We start from the raw sequence: 16,890 nt of genomic DNA on the forward strand, positions 1-16,890 counted from the left end.
TAGTCTCCCTGCCCGCGACCGCGGGCAACAGGACGACTCTCATAACGACTGGACCTACGAAACGGGGTCAGCCCATCATGACCAACTACAGCTAGTTCGCGCCGGAGCCTGCGGTTCTCCTCCTCGAGCGATCTTTCTGGGCCGGCTGGTTCGGTGGGGCCATAACGGTTGCACCAGATGCGCAGAGTCTCGGTGCCGACGCCGAGCTAGGGTGCGACGGCGCGGATCGATGCTGCTCGGGGACCTCCCTCGCGGGCCTGACGGTCGTAGACCATGCGCACGGCACGGTCACACAGCTCAGGACTGAACTTCTTGGGCATGCTCCGATTCTCCTTGCTGGGGCTCGGAACGGAACCCAGGGCGCTTCAGTAGAACCGCACTCGTCTGTCGCACCGCGGCACTACCGTGGCCGACACGAGCCGACGAAGGAAGGACCCGCTGATGGCAAGTCCCGCGACGATCGCGTCAGCCCCGCGCCCGGAACCCATCGATCGACCGCGGTCACCCCACCTCGATTACGAGTCGTTCTGGACCACAGAGGAGCCGCCGGGGTGGATGGCGCGAGCACTCGATCAAGCCGCGAGCTGGCTGCGAGGTTCATCGCTCGGACTGGATCTCGACCTCACCACCGACGGCGACGTGCGCAGCCCCGACGGCTCGAAGCGGGCCCAGGTGCTTCATCGCGTCGCGGGTCGCCAGCGGGGTACACGGCTACGGGTCCGGAACACCAACAGCAGAGCCACCTACATCATCACCGTCCTGGCCATGGAGAACTCTCACGGTGGGTGGCTCCAGCTCACGGGCACCTCCACGGATCGCTATGCCCTGGTCGAGAAGCCTCGCGTGGCCGACCTCATCCTTGACGTCGTCGATTTCGCCGACGTCACTCCGCTCCGATCCCAGGCAACCTACACCCCCGCCGACGGCCTCGATGAGCTCGAGGCGCTGATCGGGTCACCAGAACGCCGACTTCCGGTGATCGTCGCTGCTCCTCTCGATGGCGTGTCCTTCGATCGCTGGAACGACCTGCTGAACCAGTGGACGAGGAAAACCGTCGGCATCGCCCATGTCGCCTCCCTGGCACCGCCGGCTGCGGGCGAGTTCAGACGACGGCACGGCACGCTGGCGGTTCCCTCGGGCACCCTTCGAACGTACCCAGTCGGGGCGGACCTCGACGACCCCGTGACAGCGGCGACCTCCCGCTGGCTCAGCCACGAAAGCCTGGCCGGCGACGACAAGGCTGTCGCGAAAACGATCGAACGCTTCGTACGACAGCACGCGGCATCGCAGCCGGCGTTCCTCCCCGCAGAAGCCCGGGACTGGGCCCGAGCCTTCGATCGCATCGCGGCCGGCAAGCTGCGAGATGCCGCAACTCCCCCGTCCCGACCATTCACCGAGCGCCGCGAACACCTGGCCCAGCTTCGCCAGGAACGCCACAGCGCACAGCCCCTACCCGAGGCGCCGCCCGCGGACGTCGCACCTCCGCCGGTCGAGTCCGCCGCAGAGCCATCGGCGCCGTCGCACGAGGTCGAATGCCTGCGGCAAGAGCTCGCGATCGCCCAGGCCGCGGCCGACAGAGCGACACTGAGGCTGCACGAGGTGCAGGAGAGCCTCATGCTGGACGATCTCACCGACGAGAGCCTCAATCAACTGCTCGATCTGGCGACACGTGACGTCCCAGAGCAGAGCGCGATCGACGCCCTGATCGAGTCCAATGACGCTCTACAGTTGAGGGCGGAAACATTGGACGAAGAGCTCCTGGAGGAGCGATCGGAGAAGGCGGAAGCGCAAAAGCGGCTACGCCAGCTCGAAAACGATCACAGCAGGGTTCTGCGGGAGATGGAATACCTGCGCTCGAAAGTTCTGCAGAGTGACCCGGAGGCGGCCTATGCCTTCGTCGATCAGGGCGCTCCCCAGAACCCGCTCGGCCAGTGCCCCGCGACGTGGGAGCATCTCGCAGAGAACAAAGAGCTCCAGACGCGAGGCATCATCCTCACGGCCCCCAAGAAGAAGATCGCCCAGCTCGAGACAATCGATGCTGACGGCTCCGCGCTGATCGCAGCGTGGGACGCCCTCGGCACCCTGGTCGCGTACCGAGACGCCACAAGGTCCGGGGCCTGGGACGGGGACGTTCACGAGTACTGCGAGTCTGCCCCGGTAGACCAGTTCCATGTCCCTCCGAACAAACACTCCCGCGGCGAGACAGGCGCCACGAAGGAGAACTCGAGGTACAAGAAGGAGCGACTCCTCCCGGTGCCCGAGTCAGTGGACAAGAGTGGGGCCGCGTACATGTGGGCGCATTTCAAGCCGCATACCTGGACTTACGACAAGCGGTTGCGGATCCACTACCTCGATCAAGTCTCCAAAGACGGAAATCTGTACGTCGGGCACATCGGCGAGCACCTGCCCTCAGCATCCACGGAGAAGGTTCGTCGCTGATTGAGCAAGGTTGTCGCTATGGCAGGTCGACTGTCAGATACTGCCGACATACTCAACGACGAGGCTCACGAGAGAGGACCAGCTCCATGGGATCGATGCGCCGGGGCACCGCGGAGTCCATCGATGCCGACCTCCTGCAGGCGTTGCAGGCATACAGCGCCGAGTACGTGCAACGCGCCGATCGAGGTGTGGTCGGCGATGTCTCCGACGCCGATGCTGCGCGCGATGCCATGGCACTGCAGGACACGCTGCATGGGCGGGCACCGTCCGTCCCGGCCGTTGCGCCGCGGCGCGAGACAGTGAAGGTCGCGCCGCGGCCGGCGTCGACGAAGGCTGCGAAGACACAGCGCTCACATGAAGCGATAGAACCGACTCATCGTCGTTCCTCGGCACCCGCCCGGAAGGTCCCGACGAGGTCGGCTCCCGTGCCGGCTACTCCTAGGGCGACGCCACCGAAGCGCACCCTCCCACCTCATCAACAGTCGTCGGCGACCTCGAGCATTCGGGCCACGGTGCCCGCTCCGGCCCAGCAGAAGGCGCTGGCACCGTCGCGACCCTCGCCCCCGGCAGATGCCCTCCCTGGAACCGCGGGCCTGCCAGCCCTTCTCCGCCGCCCGCCGAAGACCGTGCTCGCGGAGGCCCGGTTGATGAATGCCGTCGAGCGTCAGCGCCTGATCGCGGCCGCCCGGGCCGCGCTCAGCGCCATACACAAGGGGGCATTCCCCTCTTCCGTCGCAGGACCAGCGGGGGATCGAGCTCACCAGATCATCAACGGGGTCGAGAAGATGCAGATGACACCGCTTCCCCGGAAGCCATCCTCCGCAGGCTCGAAGAAGCGCCGTAGGAAGCGGGCATCTGCATCGCGCGGGTCGGCGATGTCCGGCGCGAGCCTCGCCCCTGAGGGGCGCCGAGAATTGGAGAAGGCGGATCAGCTCGCCGCCGACGAGGCGAAGAAGCAGTCCACCCGAGCGACGGAGGGCCTTCCGCTGGCACCCCGGGATCATCTGCTCCGCGGGTACGGTGTCCCCGTCTCCGGAGGGCTCCCAAGCTTGGGCCGTCGCTCGTGATCGAGCGCCCTGGCAATTCACCTATCCCCCGAAGAGAGGACTCTTCCTGATGCAAGGCAACATGGTGGCGGTCTGGAAGGCCTTCGACGGCCAGAGCAAGCGGCTCGTCATCCCCGTCTACCAGCGCAACTACGACTGGGCAGAGGCCCAATGCGAGCGCCTCGTCGACGATCTCGAGGAGATCATCACCGAGAACCGACGGAAGCACTTCTTCGGCGCGATCGTCGGCCGCAACGAGGATTCCTTCACGTGGGTGGTGATCGACGGCCAGCAGCGCCTCACCACCATCAGCCTGCTGATTCTCGCTCTCGTCCACGCCGCGCGCCTTCGCGAGATCGCACTGGAGGATGCAGAGCTCCCCGGCAAGCTGGAGAACAACTACCTCCGGCTCGACGGCGGTGGTGACGGCTCTCGACCGAAGGTCAAGCTCAAGCCGGTCAAGGACGATGCCGAGGCGTACGTCCGACTGTTCGAAGGCCCGAAGCACCTGCTCGAGACCTCCAACGTCACCGCGAACTACCACTACTTCCGCAAGCGGCTCGCGGCGACAGGTCTCTCCGCCGATCAGATCTGGACCGCGATCCAGCGACTCGAGGTGATGCACCTGGACCTCGAGGACCACGACGAGCCCCAGCGGATCTTCGAGACCCTGAACTCCACCGGACTCGCCCTCGCAGAAGCGGACAAGATCCGCAACTTCGTGCTGATGGACCTACCGACCTCGACGCAGAACCAGCTCTACGAGCGCCAGTGGAATCCCATGGAGAAGAACGTCGAGTTCAAGTCCGACTGGTTCATCCGCTGGTACCTCGTGACCGTCACCTCCAAGACTCCCAACCAGGACGAGGTCTACGAGGCCTTCAAGCGATTCGCGCGCTCTTCCTCCCGTCCAGTGCACGAGATTCTCGAGGAGATGCGGGAGTACTCGGAGCTCGCCCGACAGATCACCCACGCGTCGACGGGGACCCCTGCGCTCGACAGGGCGCTGAAGAGGTACCAGCCGCTCCACAGCGACGTCATCCTGCCGTTCCTCATGTCGGTCCTGCGTGACCACAAGGAGGACAAGGTGCCGCTCACCGACATGATCCGGATCATCGAGATCCTCGAGTCCTATCTCCTGCGCCGAACGGTGTGCGGCATGTGGGCGAATGCGCTCAACAAGATCTTCGCGACCGCATACTCCGACCTGCTGCGGCAGCGGACCGATGCCCAACCGTATTCGGAAATCCTGATTTACCTGCTGCGCCGACGAGACGACTCGTCAGGACGATTCCCGGACGATGAGGAGTTCCGCGAGGAGCTGCTGACCCGGAACCTCTACCGGCTCCGCAGTGACAACCGCACCTATTTCTTCGACAGCCTGGAGAACCTCTCCTCCAAGGACACCCGCGACATCGCATCGCGGCTCGAGAGCGGTGACCTGTCGATCGAGCACATCATGCCTCAGACTCTCACCGCCGCCTGGCGTGACGAGCTCGGGGAGAACGCCGAGGAGGACCACGCCACGTGGCTCAACCGCCTCGGCAACCTCACGGTCACCGCCTACAACAGCTCGTACTCCAACTCCTCGTTCACGACGAAACTCCAGGCTGAGAACGGGCTCGCCGAGTCACCGTACCGCTTGAACGCCTACATCAAGGAGCAGACGACCTGGGGGCCCGAGCAGATCGAGGAACGCACACGGCGTCTGGCAGACGATGCCGTGGCTCACTGGCCCTATGCGGAGACCGACTTCGCACCTCCCGCGGTCGTTCTCCCCGAGGTGCCGATGGGCGCCGAGGGCTCCTTCCGGAACCGCAGCATCGTGGCCTACGAGTACGGAGACGTGACGGCGACGGTGGGCACGTGGGCCGAGGCGCTCCCCGGCATCGTCGGCGCGATCGCGCGTGAGCACCGCAGCCGCGTGATCGCTGCGGCCGAGGACAACCCCATGCTCTCCACCGAGGACGCACATGTGGACGAGACGGCGCCGGGATGGGTTCGTGTCGAGCCTGGCCTCGCCGTGCTCATCGCCTCGTCGACCAACGCCAAGATTCGTGGATTGCGGCAGCTCTTCCTGAAGCTCGATCTGGATCCGGAGGATCTCGTGTTCCGCCTGCGCCCAGCGAAGGGAGATGACGGAGCGGGGACCGGCTCTGAGAACAGCAGTGAAGACGCCGTCGATTCGCCCTACGCGCCCCTGCTCAAGTTCGGGCCCCGATTCGGCGAACTGGCCGGTACCGCGGCCACTCTCGACAGCACCGCCGAGCTGCGCCAAGAGTTCCGCATCGCGGCGACGCCGTTCGCCGTCGCAGACGCCAAGGCCGCGCTCGGTAGCAAGCGGCTCGGCGACCTCACTGCAGACGTTCTTACGACTTCCTCGGTCGAGTCGGTGCTTGCGGCCATCCAGCTCACGCTCCAGGCCGAGGATCTCTTCGACGACGCAGCGCTGCACGCGGCGATCCTCGACGGACGAGCGACGGCGTGGGTCGCGCGACTTCGGGCGGCGTGAGCCTCGGCTAGGAAAGGATTCACCATGTCTCCCCTCGACCAACCAGTTCCGTCGATAGTTGAACTCCCTACCATCGCCCCCGAACTGGTGACCGCATTGGTGCCATCCCTCTCGCGAAGCCTTGCCGAGCAGTTCAACGTGTTCCGCGTAATGCACCATGGCACCCACGAGAAGCAGCTTTCGAACGTCTTCGCGTGGCTGCTCGATCCCGAGGGAACCCACGAGCTCGGGAATGCGATGCAGGGACTGTTCCTCGACCTCATCAATGAGCATCTCCCCGCCGAGGACCATCTTCCGAGGTTCGGCTACGGGGTCGCCCAGGAGGTGGTCACCCCAGGACATGAGGGCCTCCCGAACCCCGAATCCGCTGATATCGCCGACATCCTGCTGTCCTCTCCGGGTGCGGCGGTCGTCGTCGAGAACTACGGCACGTCCGACGGCCATGGCCACAGTTATCACCGCTACCTTGCACTCGGCGCAACAGGAGGTCGAGACGCCGTGGTGGTGCTGCTCTGCCAGCGCCATGAACCACACCTTCAGGGAGACGGCTGGGAGCAGGCCGTCGTCATCACCTATACCGAGCTGCTGACCGCTGTCAGAGCTCGCGTCACCGCCGACAGGAACTGGACGAGAAGTCATCCTGACCAGTACTTCTTTATCCGTCAGCTGTTCGAACACTTCGTGGAGGGGCCTGCATCAATGAACACAGAGGACACTCTCGCCTTCCTCACCGCTATGTGCGAGACGGGTGAGTCCGCGCGGTATGGCCATCGCCCTCGCGACCGCGTCGCGGAGGATTTCGGTGATCTCATCGCCGCCCAAGCCAAGCGTCAACTCGAAGAGAGCCGAGCCCTGTTAGCTGCGGTGAAGCGCCGTCTGCGCGAGTACGGGACTGCAGTGCTTGCCGAGCAGGTCAATAAGTGCCTCACCTCTGGGCCGATCGAGAAGGTCGTCACCCGTTTCGTCGGGCAATGGGAGTGGTGTGTCGAGCTCCAACGTGGCGACGATGCGCCGACCGTCTTTCTGGAGTTCGGTCCGACCGCGGTGGTCGAGCAGGAGCGAGTGCCGCGGAAGATCGACAACCCTGACTTCTCGAAAGTGTTCGTCACACTGCAGGACAAGAGCACAGGTGGGATCTCCCTCCTCACGCAGACAGACGTGAGCCTTTCCGATGTGCTGGACGGGCTCCCGGTAGACGATGTCCGCCTTCGGAACGCGGTCTTGGCGACAATGTCGGCATAGCGACCACGTCGCGGCAAGAACCTAGCGGGCCCTGCGTGGTATCCCATCGAACTCTTCAACCTCGGAGCAAACAGAGTGAACACCGCCCGCCGCCAGCGCCGCTGGGAAGTCGACAATGCCGTCGCACCCAGCGTGTACTTCGGCCTCGACCGGAAGCTCTGCGGGATCTATACCCTGGAGTTCGCCGCCGGTGAGCGCTACGTCGGGCAGACCGTCGACCTGGCCTCGCGGCTCGCCGCGCACCGCCGGCGCTGGGACGACATTATCGCCGTCTCCTTCATCGAATGCGCACCGGAGGAGCTGAACACCCTCGAGCGCACGATGATCACCGACGCGGAGCGGTCGTTCGTCGTGCGGAACCGGGCGTTCACCAACATGCCCGGCGGCGATGCGGAGCTCGACCTCGTTGTCGACGTGCAGGAGCAGGCGGAGTGGCTCTCGGGCGCCCAACCCGCCTATCCGCTGGATGCCCGGACGCTCGCGGCCGAGCGTCGGCAGCACACCCGGCCGAAGTTCGAGCAGCTCGCCGCGCTCGATCACTATCCCGAGGTACTCTCCGACCTCGCCACGTACATCCACGCCGTCATCCCCTGGCCCTCGACGACCGGCGGCCTGTACTGGGGCGTCTCCGCGATGCCCGGGACGGCGCGGACGAAGGAGCGTAGGCGGCTTTTCACGGTCAATGCGCACAACGTGGAGCTGCTGTACATGAACCATTTCAGCGACGACGGCGCGACGCAGTCGTGGCTGAATGTCGACAAGAAGAAGCTCTCGCGGGCCGACCGCCGGGAGCTCTACATCTCCGAGACGTCGTACCGGTCGTACCCGGACGCTGTATCGATCTACGTGCCGCTCGGTGCGATGGGAGAGCTGTACGAGATGCCGACGGTCCTCGCCGCCGCCCGCTCCATGGCGCTCGGGCTCATGCGACGCGGCCCGTCGAACTTCGCGAAGTTCCACTCCGACGACCTGTTGGACGACGTGCTGCTGCAGCGGAGCTCGTCGGACGCGGGCTGATCGCCGCAGTCGGCACCGATCAGCTCGTCCGCGCCGCCTTGAGCTCGGCCGACCACCGCTCCGCCGCCGCTCGGTGCGCCTCGAGATCACGGGACTTGACCACGGCACCTTCGATGCCGGCATGAGATGCCGGGATGGGGAGACCTCCCCATCGCGCAGCCCCGCCTTGTCCTCCTATCGTGGGCCTGTATTCGACAGCCACAGGCCGGAGGCGACGAACTATGGCACCTTTCTGGGGCGCCCCGACGGACCAGCTGCGAGAGACGGGGACCTTGTTCTCGACGCACGCGCTCGGTCTCGAAGAGCTGTTCATCGCGCTGGACGGCATCGTCCTGAACCGCTCGCACTGGTCAGGACCCGACGCGGACTCCTTCCGCACCCACTACTCCGCGACGGTGCGCCCGTCGGTGGACGAGCTCTCCTCCTCGCTCCGCGAACGGTCGGCGCTCCTCGCCGATGAGGCGGATCAGCAGGATCAGGCGTCTGCTCCGGACGGTATCGGGGCAGCATCGATCTCCACGGCCGCTGCTGCCGCGATCGCAACCTCCACCGGGGTACTTGACGCGCTCCAAACAGACGGCCTGATGTCGTCGAACGCCCTCGGCTACTGGGACAACCGCGGGGATGAGCGCAGCGGTCGCCGGGGAGAGGGACGTGAGAACACCCCGCGCAACGACGGCGATGAGTCCTATGACCCGGACGAAGAGAACCCGAATGCTCAGTACGAGACGCCCGGTCCTGCCGAGACTCCGAAGGGCGAGAACGGGCTCGGAGAAGGCGTGCCGGGCACTGACGCCGACTCTCCCGAGCCGCCGGCGTGGACCCCACCCGCAGACGGTGCCGGCGAGCACAACTCCGAGTTCGCCGGCCCTGTCGACCACTCAGTGCATTCGCTTGCCCGCGAGGGAGCGGATCTGAAGCGCGAGGACTGGCCCAACGCCGCCGAGCATCTGGACCACTTCCTCGACAACACCGGCGAGGACTACGACGCCGACGTGGACGACCTGATCGCCGATCAGCCGGCGTTCGCGCAGAAGGCGGAGGAGGCGCGCCACCAGGCGGGGCATGATGCGGTCGCGCAAGCCCGGGCCGACGGCGTGACGGGACCGGTGACCTACCCCTTGAGCACCCCGTGGGGCGACCATACAGCGGACGGTGACTGGTACTACGCCTCCGGGAGCTTCACCTACAACCAGACCGGCACAGTCACTGCCTACCCTCCGGACGCTGAACATTCGGAATGGCGCTACGAGGTCGACACGCAGGTCAACTTCCGCGATCGATACAACTGGGACGGCGGCAAGTCGACCCAGATCGGCCCGTTCACGGTCACCGATGAGAGCCTTGCGGCGATGCACCGTGCCGGCATAGCACGCGAGTACAACCTCCTCGGCGAGTCCTCCTCCCAGCACACCGAGGGAAGCGTCCCGTGAGCCGGCGCCGCTTCCTGCACCTCACCGCCGTCACTGCTGCAGGTGCCCTCCTGAGCTCCTGCGGCCCCGTTTCGAAGGAGAACACCCCGATGGGCGCCGACGAGATCCTCTCCGCCGCCGGATTCAGCGCACCGACATTGGAGACGGCCGTGACGGACGGAATGCTGGAGGATGGCGAGGAGTGGAGCAAGGTCGTCACCTTCTCCGGTCCGAGCGAGGAGGTCGAGGCCTGGATCGCCGAGAACTTCGACAGCGGAATCCAATCCGAGGCCTACAAGGACGACATGGCCACGGCGGTCGAGCGGCTCGGCACCGGCGTACAGAAACAGGGCGACAGGTTGACCGAGGGCGTCGAAGGCAGCGTGGCGTTCCTCGTGGTGGTCGGACAAGGCGAGAACCCTGAGGTGCACGTGGCGGTGCGGCGCACGGGGCGCTGAGCGCCGCACCGCCCCGTCCGATGTCGGGAACAGGTCTACGGTGGGGAACGCACACCGTCCCCGCGCCCCAGGAGTCACCCGCTCATGCCCTGCACCACCCTCCTCGTCGGCCGCCGTGCGAGCGCCGACGGCTCCCCGCTGGTCGCCCGCACCGAGGACTCCTCGGCCGGCAGCTTCGATCCGAAGCGCGCCGTGGTGGTGCGTCCCGAGGACCAGCCGCGCAGCTACACCTCCGTTCTCGGCGGGCGCACGATCGAGCTGCCCGAGAACCCGCTGCGCTACACCGCGATCCCGAACGCCCTGCCGGATGAGGGGATCTGGGGCTGCGCCGGGATCAACGCGGCGAACGTCGCGATGAGCGCGACCGAGACGATCACCTCCAACCCGCGCGTGCTCGCCGCGGATCCGCTGGTCGAGCGCGACGGAGAGACCCCGGGTGGCTTCGGCGAGGAGGACTTCGTGACCCTCGTGCTGCCCTACATCCGCTCGGCCCGCGAGGGCGTCGAGCGGCTCGGGGCGCTGCTGACGGAGCACGGCACCTACGAGATGAACGGGATCGCGTTCAGCGACGCCGAGGACATCTGGTGGCTGGAGACCGTGGGCGGGCACCACTGGATCGCGCGGCGCGTGCCCGAGGACCACTACGTGACGATGCCGAACCAGCTCGGCATCGACTCCTTCGATCTCGAGGACGCCGAGGGCCCCGGCCGCGACCACCTCGCCAGCCCCGACCTGCGCGCATTCCTGCGCGAACACCACCTCGACCTCACCCTGCGCGAGGACGGGCAGTGCGCGGACGTGTTCAACCCCCGCGAGGCCTTCGGCTCCCACACCGAGCACGACCACCTCTACAACACGCCCCGCGCCTGGTACATGCAGCGCACCCTCAGCCCGCACGCCGAGGACTGGGACGGAGGGCGCCCCGGCGCGAGCCCCGACTCCGACGACCTCCCCTGGAGCCGGCGGCCCGAGCGGCTCCTCACGATCGAGGACGTCAAGGATGTGCTCTCCTCCCACTACCAGGGCACCGTCTTCGACCCCTACTCGCCGCGCGGCACCGACGCGGAGCGCCGCGCCTTCCGCCCCATCGGCATCAACCGCCACAACGCGCTCGCGATCCTCCAGATACGCCCGGGCCTGCCGGAGTCGCACCGAGCCGTGCAGTGGATCGCCTACGCCTCGCTTCCGTTCACGACGCTGATTCCGATGTTCACGAACGTCGAGGAGGCCCCCGCCTATCTCGCCACGACCGGCGAGCAGGTGAGCACCGACAGCTTCTACTGGACCTCGCGCATGATCGCGGCGCTGGCCGATCCGCACTTCCACCAGGTGATCCCGCTCATCGAGCGCTACCAGCAGCGCACCCTCGCGCTCGGCCGCAGCGCCGTCCACACGGCCGACGGGGAGGCCGCCGCGGCCGGTACGGCGGGCGAGGTGCCGGCCCTGCTCACCGCAGCGAACACCCGGATCGCCGAGCGGATCCGCAAGGAGACCGATGCGCTGCTCGGCCAGGTGCTGTTCACGGCGAGCGACCGCATGACCAACCGGTTCTCGCGGTCGGACGGGTGAGCGTCACAGCGCGGGCTCGCGCCCCTCGCCTCGACGATGCAGACGTCCTGGGACGGGCCTGACCGATCGACGGATCGACCCGTGCCGCCGTGATCGCACCGCACTGAAGTGCAGCGAGCCTTCTATCCTGGCCGAGTCCTGCCCGGTGACCTCGAGGAGACCGCCCCGTCATGCCCAGCTACGATCGCCCGTTCATCGATTCCCTGCCGAAGGCGGAGCTCCACCTGCACATCGAGGGCACCCTCGAGCCGGAGCTGAAGCTCGCGCTGGCCCGCCGCAACGGTGTGGACATCGGGCAGAGCACAGTGGAGCAGGTGCGTGCCACCTATGACTTCACCGATCTCACCAGCTTCCTGGCCGTCTACTACCCGGCCATGGAGGTGCTGGTCACTGAGCAGGACTTCCACGACCTGGCCATGGCCTACTTCGAACGCGCCGCCGCCGACGGAGTGGTGCGCGCGGAGATCTTCTTCGACCCGCAGGCCCACACCAGCCGCGGCGTGCCCTTCTCCTCCGTGATCGACGGGCTCTGGTCGGCTGTGCAGGAGGCGCGGGGCCTCGGCGTGGAGGCCGCGCTGATCATGTGCTTCCTGCGTGATCACAGCGTCGAGTCTGCCGAGGAGACGCTCGCGGCCTCGCTGCCCTATCGCGACCGGATCCTCGGGGTGGGGCTGGACTCCGATGAGCGCGGCAACCCGCCCGAGAAGTTCGCCGCGGTCTTCGCCGCCGCGAAGCAGGCCGGCTACCGCCTGACCATGCACTGCGACATCGACCAGGAGCAGTCGATCGCCAATATCGCCACAGTGCTCCATCAGATCGGCGTGGAGCGCATTGATCATGGGACGAACATCCTCGAGGACGGCTCCCTGGTCGCCGAGGCGAAGGAGCGCGGGATCGGGTTCACCTGCTGCCCGCTGTCGAACTCCTTCGTCACCGAGCAGATGAAGTCTCAGGAGATCACCGACCTCCTGCGTCAGGGGCTTAAGGTCTCGGTCGCCTCGGACGATCCCGCCTACTTCGGCGGGTACGTGGGTGACAACCTCGAGGCGCTGGCCATCGCCCAGGAGCTCAGCCGCGAGGAGGTCGTGCAGCTGGCCCGCAACTCGCTCGAGATCAGCTGGGCCGACCCCGAGCGCATCGACGCGTGGGTGGCTCAGCTCGAGGAGATCGCCGCGCGATGAGAGGAGGGAGGGGTGCGGCCAGTCCGGCCGCGCCTCTCACCCCCACCTCTTCTTCGCCGACGTCTCCCCCACCCCGGCGTTGAACATGTTCAGCGGGTCGAGCTCACGGTAGTGGGCGACCAGCTGCTCGGGGGCCGGGTAGATCCGGCCGAAGTTGTGCTCGGCGGGGACCGCAGCGCCGCGGTCCACCAGCAGCTGCGTCATCCGCTTCTTCAACGCGACCGGGTCCACGCCCTTCTTCGCCACATGATCCTGGTGCAGGACGTGGCAGAAGAAGTGGCCGAAGTAGGCGCTCTCGAGCAGCTGGTCCGCGATCTCCTCGGGCAGGCGCTCCAGCCAGTCCTCCTCGTCCCGGCGCAGGGCCACATCGAAGGTGACCATCGCCGAGGCCTCGGCGCGGTGCATGACGTAGTAGCGGCTCGCGGCGCTGGCGACGCCGAAGCGGATCAGGGTCGCGCTCTGGGCCTCGTCGGCGTCGCACTCGAAGAAGTCGCCCTCGTGCTCGGGGCCGGCGAAGAACTCGCGGAGCAGCTGGGAGGTCGCCGCGCGCTCGCTGCCGCTGACCACCAGCAGCAGGTGATGGTCGAAGCGGTCGCGGTAGTCGGTGAGCCGGGACGGGATCTTCTCCGGCACCAGGGAGAAGAGCTTCTGGGAAATCGCATCGGCGGTGGAGGGCCCGAAGCCGGGCAGCTTCGCGAACACGCCGTTGGCCCAGCCCTTCAGCGCGAACATGCGCACCAGCGTGCGGGAGCCGGCGTGCTTGAGCGAGACGTAGGTGTCCTTGCCGTACTCGGTCGCGAGGTCGAAGGCATGCGCGCTCATGTACTCGCCCGAGATCGGCAGCGGGCCGTCGGCGGCGAGGAACTCACGGCGCAGCGCCTCGAGATCGGAGGGGCGGTCGGTGCCGATGTAGAAGGTGGCCTTGTCCTTCTCGAGCGGGAAGGTGCGGGTGCGCACGGCGAACACCATGATCTTGCCGGCGCTGCCGGAGGCCTCGTGGAGGAAGGTCGGGTCGGCGTTGAAGCGGGCCGGGGTGTCGGCCAGCTGTCGCACGTGGTCCGCGTAGTCGGTGCCGGTGGAGTCGGGCGGCGGCGGGGTGACGTCGGCGGCGTCCCAGTCCCCGCGCTCGAGCCGGTCGAGGATGTGCGTGGGGTCGGTGCCGAGATCGATCCCGAGGTGGTTCACCAGGTGGATCCGGCCGTCCTCATCGACGCGGGCGAAGATCGCCTGTTCCGTGTAGGCGGGGCCCTTGCGCATCTGGGAGCCGCCGGAGTTATTCGCGATGCCGCCGACGACGGTCGCGCCGATGGAGCTCGAGCCGATCACCGAGTGAGGCTCACGGTCGTGCGCGGCGAGCTTCTCCTCGAGCGAGAACAGGGTGGCGCCGGCCAGGCTGATCGCCTCGCGGGCATCGTTGATGAGGTGGATCCCGTCGATCCGCAGCGTGGAGAGGATGACGATGTCGCGGTCGTAGTCCTGGTCGCCGGGGCCGGAGCCGCCGGTGAGCCCCGTGTTCGCGGCCTGCGTGATGACGATCAGATCGTGGTCCACGCACACCTGCAGTGCCCGCCACATGTCCACCAGCGAGCCGGGCCGCAGCACGGCGAGCACCTCACCGGCGCCGAAGCGGTCACCCGTGGTGAACGGCGCGGTGGCACGCGCCGAGGTGAGCACGTGCTTGCGCCCCATGATCCGGGTGAAGGCCTCGACGGCCTCGGCCGATCGCTGGTTCCTCGGTGTGCGCATATCCGGCTGCTCCTTCACGTCTGGTGCTCCGAGCACGCTGCGATGCTCGGGGCCGTCGCGACCCCCTCGACAGCGTAGTCATCTCCCAGCGTCGCATGCTGGGCGGGTCCGATGACAGCGGCCTTCTCGGGCGGTGAGAGGCGCGGACGGCTGCTCAGCTCAGGGTGTCGTGCCGTCGGCCTCGACGTTCGCGGCGCGCACGGCCTCGAGGTGCACGGACTTCACCCGGTCCACGGAGTCCGCGAAGTCGTCGTGGCCGCGGACCCAGCGCGCGACGCACGGACAGACGGGCACGATCCGCTTGCCCTGCTCGACGGTCGCGGCGAGCGCGCCGCGCTCGAGCGTCGTCGTCGCGATCCCGGCGGCCTCGTTCTGCTCCGCGACGGCGCGGCGCACCTCGCCGAGCAGGTCCCAGGCCTCGGGCGCGGTCTTGTCCAGGAACGGCAGCGGCCGTCTCATCACTCGCTCCCTTCGGCGGGTCCGTGCTCCCGGGCTCACCTCGACCAGCTCACGGCCGTTCTTCGCATGGCGGCCATCGACCACGTCGTAGGCCGGATCAAGTGGCCGCGGGGTCGTCCCGCGGGCGGGTCCGTCTCGGCCGGGGATCCCTCCTCCGACGTCTCGCCTCGAGAATGATGGCGCCCCGTTCCGTCTCACCCCACGGCGAGCATTCCTGCGACGGCCACCATCGTCACCGCGACAACCCCGTCCAACACCTGCCAGTAGCGCGGGCTGGAGAGGAATCGCCCCAGATAGCGCGCCCCGAACCCGAGCGCGGTGAACCACAGCGTGCTGCCGATCAGCGCCCCGAGCACGAACTGCCAGGCCTGCGCGCCGTGGGTGGAGGCGATCGAGCCCAGCAGCAGCACGGTGTCGAGGTAGACGTGGGGGTTCAGCCAGGTCAGCGCCAGCGCCGTGGTCACCGCAGCGGCGCGGCCGGTGCCGCGGGGGCGAGCCGGCCGCGCGGTCCCATCGGCCGTGAGCGCCTCCCCGCCGCGCAGCGCCCGACGAGCGGCGAGCGCGGCATAGCCGAGCAGGAAAGCGACCCCGGCCCAGCGCGCGACCTCCACCACCTCGGGCATCGCCCGCACCAGCGCGCCGAGCCCGCCGGCGCCCGCGCTGATCAGCACGACGTCAGAGGCGATGCACACGGCGACCACCGCGCCCACGTGCTCGCGGCGGATCCCCTGGCGCAGCACGAACACGTTCTGGGAGCCGATGGCGATGATGAGAGTGAGGCCGGCGAGGAGGCCGTGCAGTGCGATAGTCACCTGTTCGACGGTAGGCACAGCGGGAGTGAAGCACCAGCGAGGATTCCTTCACCGCCTGAAGCACGGCTTCATCTAAGATCCGGGCATGCGCGTCGACCCCTCCCTCGCCGAGACGCTCCGGATCGTCGCCGAGCAGGGCACCCTCGAAGCCGCAGCGCGACGCCTGCACATGACCGCGTCGGCCGTGAGCCAGCGGCTGAGGCTGCTCGAGCAGCAGCTGGGCCAGCGGCTCCTGGTGCGCGCGAAACCGGTGCGGCTCACCGCGCCCGGAGAGGTGGTGGTGCGCTTCGCGCGGGGACAGGCGCTGCTCGAGCAGGAGGCGAGCGCGGCGCTCGGGCTCGACGCGCAGGGCGAGCTGCCGCGCCTCGGCATCGCCGTGAACTCCGACTCCCTGGCCACCTGGTTCCTGCCGGCCCTGGCCGACTTCGCCCGCGAGCACGACGCGCAGCTGGAGCTGCAGCGCGAGGACCAGGACGAGACCGCGCGGCTGCTCACCACCGGCGCCGCCCTCGCGGCCGTGACCTCGTCCCCGGCGGCACCGCCGGGATACCGCTGCCTGCCGCTGGGGCACATCGTCTACGTCGCGGTCGCCTCGCCCGCCTGGCGGGATCGCTGGGCCGGGCCGATGGGAGACGTCGACGCGGGGGTGCTCGCCCGCGCGCCCCGGATCGACTACGACCCGCACGACGACCTGCAGTCCGCCTGGCTGCGCCGACAGGGAGTGGATCCCGCCCTCGCCCCGCGGCATCTCGTCCCCTCCACACACGAGCTCGCCGACGCGGTCGTCGCCGGGCTCGGCTGGGGGATGCTGCTGACCATGCAGGCCGAGCCGCTGCTGGCGAGCGGGGACCTGGTGGCGCTCGGCGGCGAGCCCGTCACCTCGGCGCTGTACTGGCAGGTGGCGAGGACCCCGTCGACGCTGCTCGAGGGGCTGACGGAGGCGGTGCTGGCGGCGGCGGGGCGGGAGCTGGTGCGATGGTGAAGGTGGGAGAGCACG

General features: G+C 67.8%; 12 protein-coding genes. 9 read left to right on the top strand and 3 right to left on the bottom strand.

Translation table 11 applies throughout. The features are described 5' to 3' along the window. The first annotated feature begins 555 nt into the window (after positions 1-555). The 8 genes from M3B01_RS03210 (at position 556) to add (ending at position 12,876) form a co-directional block, all read left to right on the top strand. On the top strand, positions 556-2,439 hold the full coding sequence (locus M3B01_RS03210; RefSeq protein ID WP_259789377.1) for a hypothetical protein: 1,884 nt from the start codon (positions 556-558) through the stop codon (positions 2,437-2,439). 1,116 nt (positions 2,440-3,555) lie between these two features. Further along, the gene (locus tag M3B01_RS03215; protein ID WP_259789378.1) at positions 3,556-5,997 is read left to right on the top strand and encodes a DUF262 domain-containing protein; all 2,442 of its coding nucleotides are present in this window, start codon (positions 3,556-3,558) and stop codon (positions 5,995-5,997) included. 24 nt (positions 5,998-6,021) lie between these two features. Next, on the top strand, positions 6,022-7,239 hold the full coding sequence (locus M3B01_RS03220; protein ID WP_259789379.1) for a PD-(D/E)XK nuclease family protein: 1,218 nt from the start codon (positions 6,022-6,024) through the stop codon (positions 7,237-7,239). A 75-nt stretch (positions 7,240-7,314) separates the two neighbouring features. Continuing rightward, on the top strand, positions 7,315-8,256 hold the full coding sequence (locus tag M3B01_RS03225) for a GIY-YIG nuclease family protein (RefSeq protein WP_259789380.1): 942 nt from the start codon (positions 7,315-7,317) through the stop codon (positions 8,254-8,256). Between the two features lie 221 nt (positions 8,257-8,477). Further along, a complete protein-coding gene (locus M3B01_RS03230; protein WP_259789381.1) occupies positions 8,478-9,689 on the top strand; it encodes a hypothetical protein in 1,212 nt (403 codons plus the stop codon). Positions 9,690-9,778: 89 nt separating this feature from the next. Then, positions 9,779-10,126 carry a hypothetical protein gene (locus tag M3B01_RS03235; protein ID WP_259789382.1) on the top strand — a complete coding sequence of 116 codons (348 nt, stop codon included), beginning with the start codon at positions 9,779-9,781 and terminating at the stop codon, positions 10,124-10,126. Between the two features lie 84 nt (positions 10,127-10,210). Continuing rightward, positions 10,211-11,695 (top strand): C69 family dipeptidase, encoded by a 1,485-nt coding sequence (locus M3B01_RS03240; protein WP_259789385.1) that lies wholly within the window; start codon positions 10,211-10,213, stop codon positions 11,693-11,695. Positions 11,696-11,865: 170 nt separating this feature from the next. After that, entirely contained in the window at positions 11,866-12,876 is a 1,011-nt protein-coding gene (add, locus tag M3B01_RS03245) for an adenosine deaminase (protein WP_259789387.1), read from the top strand. A gap of 36 nt (positions 12,877-12,912) precedes the next feature. On the opposite strand, the gene dld is transcribed toward add, so the two are convergent. From dld to M3B01_RS03260, 3 genes are all read right to left on the bottom strand, one after another. Further along, entirely contained in the window at positions 12,913-14,622 is a 1,710-nt protein-coding gene (gene dld, locus M3B01_RS03250) for a D-lactate dehydrogenase (protein WP_259789389.1), read from the bottom strand. 159 nt (positions 14,623-14,781) lie between these two features. Then, a complete protein-coding gene (locus M3B01_RS03255) occupies positions 14,782-15,081 on the bottom strand; it encodes an N-acetyltransferase (RefSeq protein ID WP_259789391.1) in 300 nt (99 codons plus the stop codon). A gap of 194 nt (positions 15,082-15,275) precedes the next feature. Continuing rightward, complete coding sequence (locus M3B01_RS03260; RefSeq protein ID WP_259789392.1) at positions 15,276-15,893, bottom strand: LysE/ArgO family amino acid transporter; 618 nt, start codon at positions 15,891-15,893, stop codon at positions 15,276-15,278. Positions 15,894-15,978: 85 nt separating this feature from the next. Here M3B01_RS03260 and M3B01_RS03265 point away from each other — a divergent pair, with 85 nt between their 5' ends. After that, positions 15,979-16,875, top strand: coding sequence for an ArgP/LysG family DNA-binding transcriptional regulator (locus M3B01_RS03265; RefSeq protein WP_259789393.1), 897 nt, complete (start codon positions 15,979-15,981; stop codon positions 16,873-16,875). Positions 16,876-16,890: the final 15 nt, after the last annotated feature.

The organism is Brachybacterium sp. p3-SID957 (assembly GCF_025144775.1).
Lineage (GTDB): Bacteria > Actinomycetota > Actinomycetes > Actinomycetales > Dermabacteraceae > Brachybacterium > Brachybacterium epidermidis.